Origin of the sequence: uncultured Sulfitobacter sp. (genome assembly GCF_947499945.1) — a bacterium.
Lineage (GTDB): Bacteria > Pseudomonadota > Alphaproteobacteria > Rhodobacterales > Rhodobacteraceae > Sulfitobacter.
This window is the reverse complement of sequence record NZ_CANMQD010000002.1, coordinates 245,519-260,385: the sequence shown is the minus strand read 5'-3', so window position 1 is coordinate 260,385 and position 14,867 is coordinate 245,519. Positions and strand designations below refer to the sequence as shown.

The 14,867-nt window shown below is 55.0% G+C and carries 15 protein-coding genes and 2 pseudogenes; 9 read left to right on the top strand and 8 right to left on the bottom strand.

The window, feature by feature from the left end:
- The first annotated feature begins 864 nt into the window (after window positions 1-864).
- From tnpB to Q0775_RS11495, 4 genes and pseudogenes are all read left to right on the top strand, one after another.
- Window positions 865-1,215 (top strand): annotated as a pseudogene (gene tnpB, locus Q0775_RS11500) (IS66 family insertion sequence element accessory protein TnpB).
- Window positions 1,216-2,262: 1,047 nt separating this feature from the next.
- Window positions 2,263-2,580: pseudogene (locus Q0775_RS19985) on the top strand (transposase); the annotation flags it as partial.
- 37 nt (window positions 2,581-2,617) lie between these two features.
- Window positions 2,618-2,848, top strand: coding sequence for a transposase (locus tag Q0775_RS19980; RefSeq protein WP_366863522.1), 231 nt, complete (start codon window positions 2,618-2,620; stop codon window positions 2,846-2,848).
- The gene (locus tag Q0775_RS11495) at window positions 2,833-3,135 is read left to right on the top strand and encodes a transposase (protein WP_298861782.1); all 303 of its coding nucleotides are present in this window, start codon (window positions 2,833-2,835) and stop codon (window positions 3,133-3,135) included. Before Q0775_RS19980 ends, Q0775_RS11495 begins: the two co-directional genes overlap by 16 nt.
- A 315-nt stretch (window positions 3,136-3,450) precedes the next feature.
- On the opposite strand, the gene ureG is transcribed toward Q0775_RS11495, so the two are convergent.
- The 8 genes from ureG to Q0775_RS11455 are packed head-to-tail and all read right to left on the bottom strand — an operon-like array spanning window position 3,451 to window position 8,466.
- Window positions 3,451-4,074 carry an urease accessory protein UreG gene (gene ureG / locus Q0775_RS11490; protein ID WP_298860646.1) on the bottom strand — a complete coding sequence of 208 codons (624 nt, stop codon included), beginning with the start codon at window positions 4,072-4,074 and terminating at the stop codon, window positions 3,451-3,453.
- Window positions 4,071-4,736, bottom strand: a complete 666-nt coding sequence (locus Q0775_RS11485) for an urease accessory protein UreF (protein ID WP_298860643.1) — start codon at window positions 4,734-4,736, stop codon at window positions 4,071-4,073. Before Q0775_RS11485 ends, ureG begins: the two co-directional genes overlap by 4 nt.
- Window positions 4,726-5,199, bottom strand: a complete 474-nt coding sequence (locus Q0775_RS11480) for an urease accessory protein UreE (protein WP_298860640.1) — start codon at window positions 5,197-5,199, stop codon at window positions 4,726-4,728. Before Q0775_RS11480 ends, Q0775_RS11485 begins: the two co-directional genes overlap by 11 nt.
- A 9-nt stretch (window positions 5,200-5,208) precedes the next feature.
- Window positions 5,209-6,918, bottom strand: coding sequence for an urease subunit alpha (ureC, locus tag Q0775_RS11475; RefSeq protein WP_298860637.1), 1,710 nt, complete (start codon window positions 6,916-6,918; stop codon window positions 5,209-5,211).
- Window positions 6,918-7,223 (bottom strand): urease subunit beta, encoded by a 306-nt coding sequence (locus Q0775_RS11470; RefSeq protein ID WP_298860634.1) that lies wholly within the window; start codon window positions 7,221-7,223, stop codon window positions 6,918-6,920. The genes ureC and Q0775_RS11470 overlap by 1 nt, the downstream gene beginning before the upstream one ends.
- Window positions 7,220-7,387: a hypothetical protein gene (locus Q0775_RS11465; protein WP_298860631.1), complete on the bottom strand. Its 168-nt coding sequence runs from the start codon at window positions 7,385-7,387 to the stop codon at window positions 7,220-7,222. The genes Q0775_RS11470 and Q0775_RS11465 overlap by 4 nt, the downstream gene beginning before the upstream one ends.
- 20 nt (window positions 7,388-7,407) lie before the next feature.
- Window positions 7,408-7,710, bottom strand: a complete 303-nt coding sequence (locus Q0775_RS11460; RefSeq protein ID WP_298860629.1) for an urease subunit gamma — start codon at window positions 7,708-7,710, stop codon at window positions 7,408-7,410.
- A gap of 3 nt (window positions 7,711-7,713) precedes the next feature.
- Window positions 7,714-8,466, bottom strand: a complete 753-nt coding sequence (locus Q0775_RS11455) for an urease accessory protein UreD (protein WP_298860626.1) — start codon at window positions 8,464-8,466, stop codon at window positions 7,714-7,716.
- Between the two features lie 480 nt (window positions 8,467-8,946).
- Between Q0775_RS11455 and urtA the strand changes: the two genes are divergently transcribed.
- Genes urtA through urtE form a run of 5 tightly spaced genes read left to right on the top strand, consistent with a single transcriptional unit; the run spans window position 8,947 to window position 14,847 of the window.
- Window positions 8,947-10,221 (top strand): urea ABC transporter substrate-binding protein, encoded by a 1,275-nt coding sequence (gene urtA / locus Q0775_RS11450; RefSeq protein ID WP_298860624.1) that lies wholly within the window; start codon window positions 8,947-8,949, stop codon window positions 10,219-10,221.
- A 60-nt stretch (window positions 10,222-10,281) separates the two neighbouring features.
- A complete protein-coding gene (gene urtB, locus Q0775_RS11445) occupies window positions 10,282-12,231 on the top strand; it encodes an urea ABC transporter permease subunit UrtB (protein ID WP_298860622.1) in 1,950 nt (649 codons plus the stop codon).
- 4 nt (window positions 12,232-12,235) lie between these two features.
- Window positions 12,236-13,411, top strand: coding sequence for an urea ABC transporter permease subunit UrtC (urtC, locus tag Q0775_RS11440; RefSeq protein ID WP_298860619.1), 1,176 nt, complete (start codon window positions 12,236-12,238; stop codon window positions 13,409-13,411).
- The gene (urtD, locus tag Q0775_RS11435) at window positions 13,408-14,148 is read left to right on the top strand and encodes an urea ABC transporter ATP-binding protein UrtD (protein ID WP_298860616.1); all 741 of its coding nucleotides are present in this window, start codon (window positions 13,408-13,410) and stop codon (window positions 14,146-14,148) included. The genes urtC and urtD overlap by 4 nt, the downstream gene beginning before the upstream one ends.
- A gap of 3 nt (window positions 14,149-14,151) precedes the next feature.
- A complete protein-coding gene (gene urtE / locus Q0775_RS11430; RefSeq protein WP_298860613.1) occupies window positions 14,152-14,847 on the top strand; it encodes an urea ABC transporter ATP-binding subunit UrtE in 696 nt (231 codons plus the stop codon).
- Window positions 14,848-14,867 lie beyond the last annotated feature (20 nt).

The window sequence follows — 14,867 nt, the reverse complement described above, 5'->3', positions numbered from 1 at the left end:
GACCACTTGCAATAGACGCCTTGCGATAAGCCTTTACCGCGACACATCTCCGCTCTCCTGTCTTCACCGCGCAAGCCACCCAAAACCAAAAGGGTCGTCTCTTCAGATAAATAATGCTTGCGGCCAACACGCATGATTTTTTTGACGACTTCTCGCCAGATATTCTTGTTGGCCTTCCCATCGTTCACTCTTCGGTGGTTCGCATGAACCAAGAATTGTTTCGTGTTAAATTCCGATATTTTGACCCTCCGCTAACGTCAAATAGTGATCGATGTTCCCTGCAGTTTTGCGTGTTGCTGATTTTCGATGTCCAGCTTTACACGTCAGAGACATCAGCAAGTGCTTTGGATTTTTCTTGGCCTTACAGATCGCAAAGACAGTAAGCGTTGCACCTGCCCCCTCTTTGCCCCCTAAACGCAGTATTGGCAAAAATGGTATCCTGCCTCTGATGATAAGTAAGAGGCCAAAATGGCGGGACACGAGATTTGGGGATTCACTATTGAGAAGTCTCCTGCTGGCAAAATTGGCTGGCGTGTAGAGGTGAAGTAGAAGGCCACGCGGCGCATTCGTGAAGATGGCCAATCTCCCTGAGATTTAGCAGCAGAACTTGGCTCTCATGAATGCCTTGTACGAAAGTGGTCGGTTGCGGACAGACGGAGCCGTGGTGAAAAACCCATATCGAGGGTCCTGCGTTCGCGGCATCGGAAGTTGAGCAAGATCTCCCCGGTTTCGAGATACCCTTGCCAGTAATCAGTTCTCCATCCGGTTTTGGACGCATACTTTGCGGAGACGTGGCTATCGAGTTCCCTTTGGGGCTTTCGGCAGGCGATCTACTTAAACTCGTAAAGGTCTCGGGGCATACGCATGACCGCGCCTTCAAACACCAGCAATATATTTCTCGCGACGACGCCAGTCGATTTCAGAAAGGGAATGGACGGACTAGCCAACAACGTTCTAAGCTATTCTAATCTCGACCACCTTTTCGGGGTTTTCTTCGTATTTCGCTCTAAGGGGCGCTACAAAATTGAGATGTTGATGTGAGACGGTACTGGTCTCTTTTTGGTCGACAAACGCATCGAGGGCGCAGGTTTCGTCTGGCTGAAGCTGAACGAGGGGAAGGTATCCTTGACCAACGCACAGTTCGAGACGCTGTTCGAAGGTCTCGATTTGCAGCGTTTTGCAGCGGCAAATTACCACTACCCAAAAGTGGCATAGCGGAACATCCAGCATTTCTTGAAGATGGAAATATTCGGGGATTGCCAAACTACTCGTTGCGGTCCGGCGGAAAGCTCAAAGATCGGCAGCCAATCACAGTGAAAAAATCGTGGCAAAAGCTACGAAAACAAGAACCAAATGTCACTTTTCCGGACACACACTGATTGAAATAGCTTTGCAAAAATCTGTGACACACAAATCACAACACATGTCTAACTATCTGTTATGATTTAAATATCATGGAATGCCACCAGGATTTTATGATCCCCCAAAGCATAGGCCGAAATTTGACGGCCGGATGAGCAAAATACGCTTATTTTTTGGATTTGATGGAGGTCGCAGCGTCTCGCTGCTTCTAGGGATATGCACGACACGATAGATAGCCGTGCGGCTGACCTTATGGCATCGTCTGGACCAGACGGCCCGACGTTAGTCGGGCGTCTCCAAGCGTTTGAACGTTCTATTCTGTCTGAGACCGCCAAAGACCTTCATAAATCAAACGCAATTATCCAGATCAAAAATTCTGAAAACCATGAGCTCAAGGGACAGATCGGAAAGCTGAATAAGATGATATCTGTTGCAAACGCAGACCGTAATCCTGACATAGGCAAAGCTACGATGCGGGGCGCCGCCAACACAATCTCAGTTCCATACGACACCCTCTTAGCAGCTTCAGGGTCGCAAGAAAACTCATGTCTGGATTCACCAATGCCAAAAACGAAACCGGCGACACACAATCGTAGCGGGAGTGGCCCACGCACCTTGAAAGGCGTGAATGGGACATGGGAACGCTTGACCTGTTATGTTCCTGTGGCTGTGGTGGCCAAATACGTGGCTACGACATAAACGAAACTTGGAAGTGGTCCCCGCAACATACATTATCCCGGTGCGTAAGTAGTCAAAATATCGCTGCTTGGCGAAAAAAAAGTAGTAGGAACCGCTTGTATTCCACGTCTTTTTACCCAGACATCGTTGAGCAACAGGTTTCTGGCTGATGCGATTTGCAACCGCTTTGGCTGGTACATGCCTTGATGGCGACAAGAGCAGGCTTTGGCCTGTCAGGGTATCGACTTCAAACGTAGTACCTTGATGAATGGGTCAAAGCGCGTAGCCATCGATGCCTTTTTAACGCTCTATCAATTGTTGGAACTTGAGTTGAAGCAAAACAGAAACCGCTTCTTCATGGATGAAACTCCAGTGCCAATACTTCAACTCGGAAATGGCAAAGCCGGCACCAATTATCTATTTGCGTTGCTTCGCGATGACCTTTCGCTTGGGGGGAGAGAAGCCCCCATTTGTGCTCTATTCACACAGCAAGACACGGGCCTGGCACATTATTCAGCAACTCCTAGTGGGTGTATCTAGGATCGTACAAACGGATGCCTATATTGACTAAGCACAATTGGGCAAGCTGGGGACGTCCGTCGAAAATATCATTCCAGCTAAATGTTGGGCATGTACCCGCCGTTATTTCACTGACGACTACGAATTCAACAGTACTGAAGATGCTGAAGCAGTCATCATGATGATTTCAGAGCTTTACCAAGTTGAAAAAGTGGTGAGGGAAAAAAATCACCACCTGAACGACAAGCTTATCGTAGGCAATAATCCGTCTCGATACTTGATCGCATAGAGGCATTCCTACTTGAAGCTTCTGGCCGCCATCTGGCCAAAAGTAGAATGGCGAAAGCGATCAACTATGAGCAAAACCAATTGGGCGATTTAATGCGCCTCATCGATGACAGCCGTATTGATCTAGACATCAATTCGGTAGAGCACATGTTCAAGCCAATATTTTTGGTACATAAAAATGCGCTGTTTATCGGTAGGGACCAAGGTGCTAAAGCAAAGACGATACACGTCACCATCATCGAGACCTGTAAACTCAACAAAGTGAACCCTGAGCGGTATCAAAAGTAGGTGCTGGATCAAATCACGGCGAAGTTGCCGCGAAGCAAATACGAAAAGCTGTTGCCATGGAATGCACCGCAAAGTTCGTCGTCGGTAGGTAGATATCGGCGGATAGCGGTCAATCGCTGCAAACGTCAAATCAATAAGGCATTGTAAAAAAAGCGGACGTTGGAGCTTTCCAATTTATGCGCTTCAGAGCTTCCGGTTTTGCATCTGCTGTCCTTCTAACAGTCCCAAAACAAGACGGCGATCTTCATCGGGCTAGGTGATCTTTACGGAAATCTAGAAAATCTGATCCAGAACAGATCGTCAGTGAATTTGCCATCAACGACTTTGAACAAGCCCGCCGATTTCGAGAATGCGGCTCAGTACCTCGTCAGTTCCTTCATTTCGCCGCAGCGCACAAAATACATAGGGCCGGACCCCGCGCATTTTTTCGCAGTCCTGTTTCATCACATCCAAGGATGCTCCGACATGGGGTGCCAAGTCGGTTTTGTTTATCACCAAAACGTCTGACTTTGTCAGGGCAGGCCCGCCTTTGCGCGGGATGTCCTCGCCCGCGGCAACGTCGATTACGTAAATCGTGACATCGGCCAATTCGGGGCTGAAAGTAGCAGACAAATTGTCACCACCGCTTTCGATCAGCACGATATCGAGATCAGCGTGGCGCGCGCGCATCTGCGCGATGGCGGCCAGATTGATTGAAGCATCCTCGCGAATGGCAGTATGCGGACAACCGCCTGTTTCCACGCCGATGATGCGATCCTGCGGCAGGATTTGCATCCGCATCAGCGCTTCGGCATCTTCCTGGGTGTAAATGTCGTTTGTGATGACACCGATGGAGAAATCCTCCTTCAATGCGCGGGCAAGGCAGGCCGTCAGCGTGGTTTTACCTGCGCCAACGGGGCCTCCGATGCCGATGCGCAGGGGTCCGTTAAGTGATGTCATGACCGGAATATCCTTGGTTGTAGCGTTTCGTGTTGCATGGCGGCGATGTCAGAGAGGAAGGCCGTGCTGCTGAGATCGTCCAATGTCGTGCCGATGGTGCGTTGTGCTATCTGATCACAAAGCGGGACAAGGGCAGCAAGAACACGTTGTCCCTCCGTCTGCCCCAGAGGCACGGCACGCACAGCTGCCGAGACAAGGTTACTGGCGAAGGCGTGCAGATACATTGCAGCAGTGAGATCAACGTCGAATTCTGCCCGCGCGGCGGCATGGCCCACAGCAACAGGGTAGCATAAAACGTTCGTATCGGTGTCCGCTACCTCGTCCACGCGCCAGATTACAGCGGTGGTTTGGGTGAATGCAGTTCCCTGTAATTGCGTCTCAAAGACCCGCTCGCGGGAGGCGGAAACCGCAATCGCTGTCTGATTGACCTCTTCCAACTGTGCGGGTGTTGTGCAGGCATATGCAGCACGCAGAAGGACGCCGTCATTGCGCCCGCTGCCGTGTTCCAGCACATCCCAAAGCCAGTCTTGCAAATCCTTGGCGCTGCGGATCACTCCCTTTTGAATGGCTGTTTCGAGCCCGTGCGAATAGGCGAATCCGCCCACCGGAAAGGCGGGCGAGAGCCATTGCGCAAGGGTAAGCATATCGCTGTTAGTGCTCATGCGCCGTCGCGACATGTTCGTGCGAATGGATACGCCCGTGTCCGTATGCGCCCCCTTCGGGCGTAAAGGCTGCGGTAATCGGCTCAACCACAGCGCCCAGATGTTCGAGCATGTGGCCGATGACAGGATCCGCTTGGATCAGCAGATGATCCTCGTTGATCTGACAAGGCGTATGGCGATTGCCCACATGCCACGCCAGCCGCACTAGATGCGGTCCCGATACTTTGTAGAGGCTTTCAACACCCGCCGCGATCTCGACCAGCACACCAGTATCAAGCTCAAGCGCGTCCCCTTCATTCAGGGACGTCGTCTGTGCCAGATCAACAACAAAGGCCTCCCCCGTTGCCGTGGTCAGTCTTTTGCGGCGCAAAAAGCGCTCGGTGTAATCGAGTTCACATCGGGATGCGGGACCGGCCCACCCCCCTTTGCGGTGCAGGGTCTGGGCGATGGGTAGCGTTGTCATAGCGTCCTCTCAGAACATGAAATAGCGTTGTGCCATGGGCAGCACATCGGCAGGTTGGCAGGTCAACAGGACGCCATCCGCGCGCACCTCATAGGTTTCGGGGTGCACGTCGATTTGCGGCAGAGCGTCGTTGAGGATCATGTCCGCTTTGCTGATGGCGCGGGTGTTTTTTACAGCGATTGTTTGTTTGGCCAGACCAAGCGTTCCCCCAATGCCTGCTGCATGCGCCGCACCCGAGACAAAGCTGACCGAGGTATGGCGCAACGCGCTCCCGTAAGCCCCAAACATCGGACGGCTATAGACCGGCTGCGGCGTCGGGATGGAGGCATTCGGATCCCCCATTTGGGCCACAACAATTGAACCAGCCATCAAAACCATTTCGGGTTTCACACCAAAGAACGCAGGATTCCAGAGCACCAGATCGGCGCGTTTGCCCACACTGATGTCGCCGATGACATGGCTCACCCCTTGGGCAATCGCGGGATTGATCGTGTATTTCGCAATGTAGCGACGTACGCGGATGTTATCGTTGTCGCCTGTCTCTTCCGCCAGCGGGCCGAGCTGTTTCTTCATCTTGTCTGCGGTTTGCCACGTGCGGATCAACACTTCACCCACTCGGCCCATCGCCTGACTGTCCGAGGCGATGATCGAAAATGCCCCCATATCATGCAGGATATCCTCGGCGGCAATCGTTTCGCGGCGGATGCGGCTCTCGGCAAAGGCGACATCTTCGGGGATGGATTTATCAAGGTGATGACAGACCATGAGCATGTCCAGATGCTCTTCGAGCGTGTTCACCGTGAAGGGCCGCGTCGGGTTGGTCGAGGAGGGCAGCACATTCGCATCGCCGCAGATTTTGATGATATCAGGGGCATGGCCACCGCCCGCACCTTCGGTGTGGAAGGCGTGGATCGTACGGCCCTTCATCGCCGCGACCGTATGCTCGACAAAGCCGCTTTCATTGAGGGTATCGGTGTGGATCATCACCTGCACATCCATGTCGTCGGCCACGGACAGGCAGCAATCAATCGCCGCAGGTGTGGTGCCCCAATCTTCATGCAGCTTGAGCGCACAAGCACCCGCATTTACCATTTCGACCAAGGCGGCAGGCTGGCTTGCGTTGCCCTTGCCCGACAGGCCGATGTTCATGGGAATGCCATCAAAAGATTGCAGCATCCGCCCAATGTGCCACGGCCCCGGTGTGCAGGTGGTGGCAAGCGTTCCATGTGCAGGGCCAGTGCCGCCACCAAAACAAGTTGTCACGCCCGAATGCAGTGAATCCTCCATCTGCTGCGGACAGATAAAGTGGATGTGGCTGTCCATACCGCCCGCCGTCAGGATGCGCCCTTCGCCTGCGATTACTTCGGTACCGGGACCGACGATAATATCGACGCCGCTTTGCGTGTCGGGGTTGCCCGCCTTGCCGATGGCATGGATCAGCCCGTCTTTGAGCGCCACATCAGCCTTGTAGATGCCTGAATGATCGACAATCAGCGCGTTGGTAATGACGGTATCTACCGCGCCACCTGCACGGGTAACTTGGGATTGACCCATCCCGTCACGGATCGTCTTGCCGCCGCCGAATTTCACCTCTTCGCCGTAGGTGGTCAGGTCACGCTCCACCTCGATAATCAGATCGGTATCGGCAAGGCGCACCCGGTCACCAGTGGTCGGGCCATACATGGCCGCATATTGCGCGCGGGGGATTTGGGTAGGCATCAGAGGTCTCCCATAACTTGGCTGTTAAAGCCGAAAATACGCCGCGCTCCACCAATGGGGATCAGCTGCACCTCGCGGCGCTGGCCCGGCTCGAACCGCACGGCGGTGCCAGAAGCGATGTCGAGGCGCATGCCACGTGCGGCGATGCGGTCAAACTCCAGCGCGGGGTTGGTTTCGGCAAAATGATAGTGGCTGCCCACCTGCACGGGGCGGTCGCCTGTATTGGCAACCATCAGCGTGAGCGCGTCAGCACCGGCATTGAGGGTCAGCACGCCATCCGCAGGGAAGACTTCGCCAGGGATCATTTGCAGCTCCAAGCCAGAAACGCCGCAAAGCCGATAATCAACAAGCCTACCGCCAGCGGCATCCAGTTCGGGTCTGTGAGGTGGTGATGCAAATGCGGGGCCTCATGTGCGACAGACGCATTGGCAACAAAGATCAGAGGCAGGCTGCGTAGGATATGGTTCATGTCGGGGCTCCTCGGAGTGCTTAACGGATTGGATTGTGGACGGTGACCAGTTTGGTCCCGTCGGGGAATGTCGCTTCGACCTGCACTTCGTGGATCATCTCCGCGATGCCCTCCATGCACTGCTCGCGGGTAACAATATGGCCGCCCGCCTCCATCATATCCGCGACAGAGCGGCCATCCCGCGCGCCCTCAACCACGGCATCAGTGATCAGCGCAATCGCTTCGGGATGGTTGAGCTTGACGCCACGGGCAAGCCGCTTGCGGGCAACTTCGGCAGCCATCGCAATCAGCAGTTTGTCTTTTTCACGGGGGGTCAGTTGCATGGATTAAAGTCTCCAGGACGTGGGTAAAGTGTGGTTGGATAGATGCTCAAGCGCAGGGACCAGCGTGCGGCGCAGCTCGAAACTGTCCGCGGCAAGGTGGCGGACGACCAGCACGCCGCCCGACAGCATGCTGGCACCTGCGCTGTCTGGCAGCAGGGCGCGCAGCGTGGGCAGATGTGCCTCGGCATCGGGAGCAACAAAAACAACGCTCGCCATGGCACCCGCACCGTTTGCGATCGCGGGGCGGGCAAGGTGGTCGGTCGCGTTTCCGCTCAAATCGATGCCATCAACATAGAGCGGTCTGCCATCGCAAATGATCCTGATGCGGTCCTGAAAAAGGATATCGTCCAATCTCTCCGGCATCGCAGCGCGCCCGAAAACCAAAGGCTCCACCATCAAAAACCGCGCTTGAGGCGCCAGCGATATTTCAAGGCGTCTGTGCAACGCGCAGCGGTCATAGAGGATCAACTCTTGCGGAAGCCAGTGCAAACAGCCGCCATCTTGAACTGTAAGCCGCGTTGCGACACGCCCGACCTCGCCGACTTGCGCGCGGTACGCCCGCTCGGCTGCTTGTGTGGTCAGGGTCAGTTTGGCACCGTCCAACACCTCGATATCCAAATCAAAACGATCACCGCCCGTAATGCCGCCCGCCGTATTGACCAAAATCACCTCGGCATCCTTGCGGTGCGTTTGCGGAAAGATCAGCTTGAGCGATCCTGATTGGCGGAGGTCCCGTAGTCGTGTTTTGCCAGCCACGTCGCCATACACAGAGACCTTCGCGGACCCGATTGCACGCGGCTGTAGGGTGCTCGCCGGTGGAACACTTATGGGAACAGTAAGGGTGATTTGAGGCCTCCGACGCCAAAGTTTCTTGTGCCCAATTGCATCACACCACACGGCCTGACGGCAGTTGTGAGCATGAAATTAGCTCTGATCATTTCGGAAGTGATTAAATTGAAGGCGACAAACGGCCACGTCGCCTAATTTGCAGGCGGATTTGAGTGATAGGGATGATAAACAGGTCAAGAAATTGGCCATATTGCCGCGACGCAGCAACGATAGCCCAACCCCTGTTCTCGAATCGAGCATCACTGAACACGGGGTGTGTGACGACTGGATGAATTGGACCTCAGACCGGCCGCCACACGGTTTGCAACATTTAAGTTGCAGAGATTAGCTAAGGTGCATGACTTGTGAGAACAAGATGCATTGGTGATCTCTGCATGGAGAAATCACATGAAAACAACATCTGCTTTTGTCGCCGCCCTGACGCTATCAACGGCGCTGCCTGCTTTTGCCGCTAACTGCCCCATAAAAGTGGGGGTACTGCATTCACTTTCGGGCACCATGGCCATTTCCGAGACTACGCTGAAAGATACGATGGAAATGCTGATTGACCAGCAAAACGCCAAGGGTGGCGTTCTGGGCTGCGAGCTTGAGGCAGTCGTCGTCGATCCGGCCTCCGACTGGCCGCTCTTTGCCGAAAAGGCGCGTGAATTGCTGACGGTACAAGAGGTCGATGTGATCTTTGGCAACTGGACTTCTGTTTCGCGCAAATCCGTGCTGCCTGTGATCGAAGAGCTCAACGGCCTGCTGTTCTATCCTGTTCAATACGAGGGTGAGGAAAGCTCCAAAAATGTCTTCTACACCGGTGCCGCGCCGAACCAGCAGGCGATCCCTGCCACGGATTATTTTCTTGAAGAGCTCGGTATCGAGAAATTCGCGTTGCTGGGCACCGACTATGTCTATCCGCGCACCACGAACAATATCCTTGAGGCCTACCTGCAATCCAAAGGCATCGCGGACAGCGACATATTTGTGAACTACACGCCCTTTGGTCACTCCGATTGGTCCAAGATCGTGGCGGATGTTGTGGCCCTCGGGGCGGATGGCAAAAAGGTCGGCGTGATTTCAACGATCAACGGTGACGCCAACATCGGCTTCTACAAAGAACTCACCGCCGCCGGTGTTTCCGCAGATGACATTCCTGTCGTAGCCTTTTCCGTGGGTGAGGAAGAACTCTCCGGTCTGGATACCAGCAACCTTGTTGGCCACCTTGCCGCTTGGAACTATTTCCAGTCCGCAGACACGCCCGCCAACACCGAGTGGATCGCAGCATGGAAAGAGCGGATGGGCGCAGAGCGTGTTACCAATGACCCGATGGAGGCGCACTACATCGGCTTCAACATGTGGGTGAACGCGGTGACAGAAGCAGGCAGCGCAGACGTGGATGCCGTGCGCAGCGCGATGTACGGGCAGGAATTCCCGAACCTGACAGGCGGTACAGCCGTAATGCTGCCCAACCACCACTTGTCTAAGCCGGTTTTGATCGGCGAGATAACGGCAGAGGGTCAGTTCGACATTATCAGCCAAACAGCCGAAGTACCCGGCGATGCCTGGACCGACTTCCTACCTGAATCCGCCAAATTGGTGTCGGATTGGAAAGAGCTGGGTTGCGGTATGTACAACACCGAGACGAAGACCTGCGTTCAGACGCTCTCCAACTACTGATCCCCTTGTGAGGGCACGTTTGCGCGTGCCCTCCACCTCCTATTATCCGGAATTTGAAATATGAAAAGCCTGCTGCTGGCCTTGTGCTTTGCGTTGTCCTTTGGCCATTTAGCCCTTGCCCAAATGACCCCCGTTCAGGACGTGCTGCAAACCCAGCGCGCACTGATCGAGAAAAGCTCGCGGCGCACGATTGGCCCTGCGATTGATGCGCTGGTGGCCAGTGGATTGCCCCAAATGCAAAACGTGTTGGAGGTTTGGCAGGGCAAGCAGATGTGGCAGCGAAAAGCAGATGGGTTGTTTCTTGCCGCGACGAAGAATGACGATGGCAGCTACACTTTACAAAGCTTCGATGACGGAGCAGAGGTCGGCACCGCTACCTCTACCGATCTGAAACAGCTCAAACCCAACAGCGGTGTGCGTGCCATGATCGCCACAGCTTTGGTGCAATTCCAACTCTCTGACTCCGATCCCGCCAAACGTGCCGACGCGCTGGATTCAATTGCGCGTGATCCCGAGGCGGCATTACTCGCGCCCCTGCGTGCCTCAATTGAGGGGGAGCAGGACGCCGCTATCCTTGCCCGCAAAACGCGGTTGGAACGGCTAATGAGCATGGCTTATGATGACGATATCCCCACCCGCGTCGGTGCGATTAACGATATGTCGGGTGATCTGGGTGTAGATTTTCGCGCGACCCTCAATCCGATCCTCACCACGAAAAGAATAGTGTCCCAAACGATGCCAGAGGGCAATATCGCGCGTGAATTGACTGTCGGTACTGATGCTTTGCCCCGTATCCAAGCCTATGATCTCATGATCGCAGGAGGCGATGCGCCTCTTCAAATCACAGCGGACGCCCGTGATGCCGTCCTTGAGGCGAACATCATCGCAGGCCGCATTGCAGATATTCCCGTGATACAACTCTCGACCGAGTCCGCACGCGACAGAGCTTATGACGCGTTGGTCACAGGCGGCTTGGCAGCGCCACGGGTCACGCAAGAGGACATCGATGCGAGCCTCGCAAGTTTCCGTTTCTTCGACGTCTACGACGAGCCCTCGGAGGCAGTCACCAAAGCTGCCGAAGCCGCACTCGCCGCCTCCGAGACCCGCGTCGCGATTAGCCAAGCAGCCGATCTTGGGCTTGATGCGCTCTCGCTTGCGTCGATCTATTTCCTCGCCGCCATTGGCCTTGCCATCACCTTTGGCGTGATGGGGGTCATCAATATGGCCCATGGCGAATTTATCATGATGGGTGCCTATACCGGCTATGTGGTGCAGCTCTTCGTGCCCAATCACACAGCCTCCATCCTCATTGCTGTGCCGCTGGCATTTGTGGTGACCTTTGCTGCAGGGGTTGCGCTTGAGCGGCTCGTTGTGCGCTGGCTGTATCATCGCCCGCTCGAGACGCTCTTGGCAACTTTTGGCGTCTCTATCGCGCTCCAACAACTGGCCAAGAACATCTTTGGCACGCAGGCCCGCCCGCTGACCTCGCCTGCGTGGTTGGACGGGGCATGGGTCATCAATGATGTCGTCTCGATCAGCTATATCCGCATCGCCATCTTCATCCTCGCGCTGCTATTTCTGGCGCTGTTTCTATTTATCATGAAGCGGACGCGGCTGGGGTTGGAGACACGCGCAGTTACCCAAAACCCAAAGATGGCAGCAAGCATGGGCATCAACCCCGACCGCGTTAACATGCTGACTTTCGGGATTGGCTCTGGCATTGCGGGCATAGCAGGTGTCGCCATCGGGCTGTTTGCCAAGGTGACCTCCGAGATGGGCAGCGACTATATCGTACAAAGCTTTATGACCGTTGTCGTCGGCGGCGTTGGCAATATCTGGGGCACGCTGGCAGGGGCGGCGATGATCGGCGGGTTCCAGAAGGGGGTCGAATTCCTGAACCCCTCCAACACGTTGGCCGCGCAAACATATATGATCATCTTTATCATCATCTTCATCCAGTTCCGGCCAAGGGGCATCATCGCCCTCAAAGGCCGCGCGGCGGGGGATTGAAGCCATGGAACGCTCCTTCATCGCGCGCAACCCGTCCGTCCTGATCTTCCTGTCCATATTGGCGCTGTTCACGCTGGGGGTCACGATCCTCTCCGAGGGGTTGGGAATCGGGGTAATTTCTACCAGCTTCGTAAAGGTTCTGGGCAAGACGCTGTGCCTTTGCCTCATCGCCATCGCGATGGACCTGATCTGGGGCTACACGGGCATTCTGTCGCTGGGCCATTTCGCCTTCTTCGGGCTGGGGGGCTATATGATCGGCATGTGGCTGATGTACGAGCGTACCCGCCAGATTGTCGAGACTTCGCTTTCAGAGGGGGTATTGCCGCCAACCCCCGAAGAGATCAGCACCGGCATCGGCAATCAGATATTCGGCGTTGTGGGCAGCAGCGAGTTTCCATTAATCTGGGCCTTTGCGGACAGTCTGATGGTGCAGCTCGCCTTCGTCGTTGTGGTCCCCGGCATCCTCGCGCTCGTCTTTGGCTGGCTTGCATTCCGCAGCCGTGTCACAGGCGTCTACCTGTCAATCTTGACACAAGCCATGACACTCGGCCTGTCGCTCTATCTGTTCCAGAATGCCAGTGGCTTGCGTGGCAACAACGGGCTGTCCGGTCTACAAAACCTCCCTGGTGTGACCGCCCCGCAATCGGTTGTATCGCTGTGGTTCTTCTGGGCTTCGGCACTGGCGCTTGCCCTGGGCTATCTGCTGGTGGCTTGGGTTGTGTCGGGCAAGTTCGGCTCGGTCATCCAAGGCATCCGCGATAACGAGGCGCGGGTGCGGTTTCTGGGATATTCGGTCGAGACCTACAAACTGGCTGTATTCACCCTTACGGCTTGCATTTCAGGCATCGCAGGTGCGCTCTATTATCCTCAAGCGGGCATTATCAACCCCGCCGAAGTCGCCCCCATCGCCTCGATCTACCTTGCCGTTTGGGTGGCAATAGGCGGTCGCGGGCGCCTTTATGGTGCGGTTATCGGCACGGCCTTTGTCAGCCTTGTCTCAAGCTGGTTCACAGGCGGTCAAGCACCGGACGTGCCTTTGGGCTTCTACACGGTCAAATGGGTGGACTGGTGGCTGGTCCTGCTGGGCCTCAGTTTTGTCTTGGTCACACTTTACGCGCCAAACGGCATCGGCGGTTTGATTGATCTTTTGAAAAGCAGACGCAAGGAAACAGACGCATGAACACGCTTTTGGAAGTCTCGGGCGTCACCGTCAGCTTTGATGGTTTCCGCGCAATCAACAATCTGTCGTTCCAGATCGCAAGTGAAGAGCTGCGCGCGGTGATTGGCCCTAACGGCGCGGGGAAGACAACGTTCATGGACATCGTTACGGGTAAAACCAGACCCGACGCTGGCCACATCTTGTGGGGTGAGAAAAGCACCTCGCTCATCGGCATGTCGGAGGCAAAAATTGCTCATGCAGGCATCGGGCGAAAGTTTCAGAAGCCGACTGTCTTCGAAGAGCAGACCGTGCAGGAAAACCTGATGATGGCCCTGCGCAAAGACCGCGCGCTTTTGGCTGTGCTGTTCTTTCGACCTTCCAAGGATGACTTCGCCCGTGTCGAAGAACTCGCCCATCAGATTGGTCTGAACGACGCGCTGCTGCGTGTCTCGGGTGAGCTGAGCCACGGTCAAAAGCAATGGCTTGAAATCGGGATGCTGCTGGCCCAAGAACCACAATTGCTGCTTGTCGATGAACCTGCCGCTGGCATGACGCCAGCCGAGCGCGAGAAAACCACCGCGATCCTAGTTGAGGCGGCCAAGACCCGCGCAGTAGTCGTGGTCGAGCATGACATGGAATTCGTACGCCGCCTTGAGTGCAAAGTGACCGTGCTGCACGAAGGCTCCGTTCTCGCCGAAGGCAGCCTCGATCATGTGACCAAAAACCAAGACGTAATCGACGTCTATCTGGGGCGCTAGAATATGTTGGATATACAGAGCCTCTCCCTGCATTACGGCAACTCGCAGATCCTCTATGACATTTCGATGCAGGCCCAACTGGGGGAAGTAACCTGCGTCATGGGAACCAATGGCGTGGGCAAAACCAGTCTACTCAGGGCGATCTCGGGCACGCACCCACGATCGGGAGGTAATCTTACTTTCGACGGCCAGTGTTTAGGTCAGGTTGGGGCACATAAAATGGCACAGCTAGGCGTCGGCTACGTCCCGCAGGGGCGCGATATTTTCCCGTTGCTGACTGTGCGCGAAAACCTGCAGACGGGATTTGCCTGCCTGCCCAGATCAGAGCATTTTATCCCCGATGATATTTTTGAGCTGTTTCCCGTCCTAAATGAGATGGCGCACCGTCGCGGTGGTGATCTGTCTGGAGGGCAACAACAGCAGTTGGCCATTGCTCGTGCGCTCATCACCAAACCTAAACTACTCTTGTTGGATGAGCCAACAGAAGGCATTCAACCCAACATTATCCAACATATCGGAAAAGTCATAAGCCTGCTGCGGGATCGAGGCGATATGACGATTATTCTGGTCGAGCAGTACTTTGATTTTGCATATGAGCTCGCGGATCAGATTGTCGTTTTGAAGCGTGGACAGGTCATCGAAAATGAATCCAAAAAACAATGCAAGCGTGAAGCTATCTTAGCCAGCGTATCCGTATGAAATATCAAAAGCAGATAATT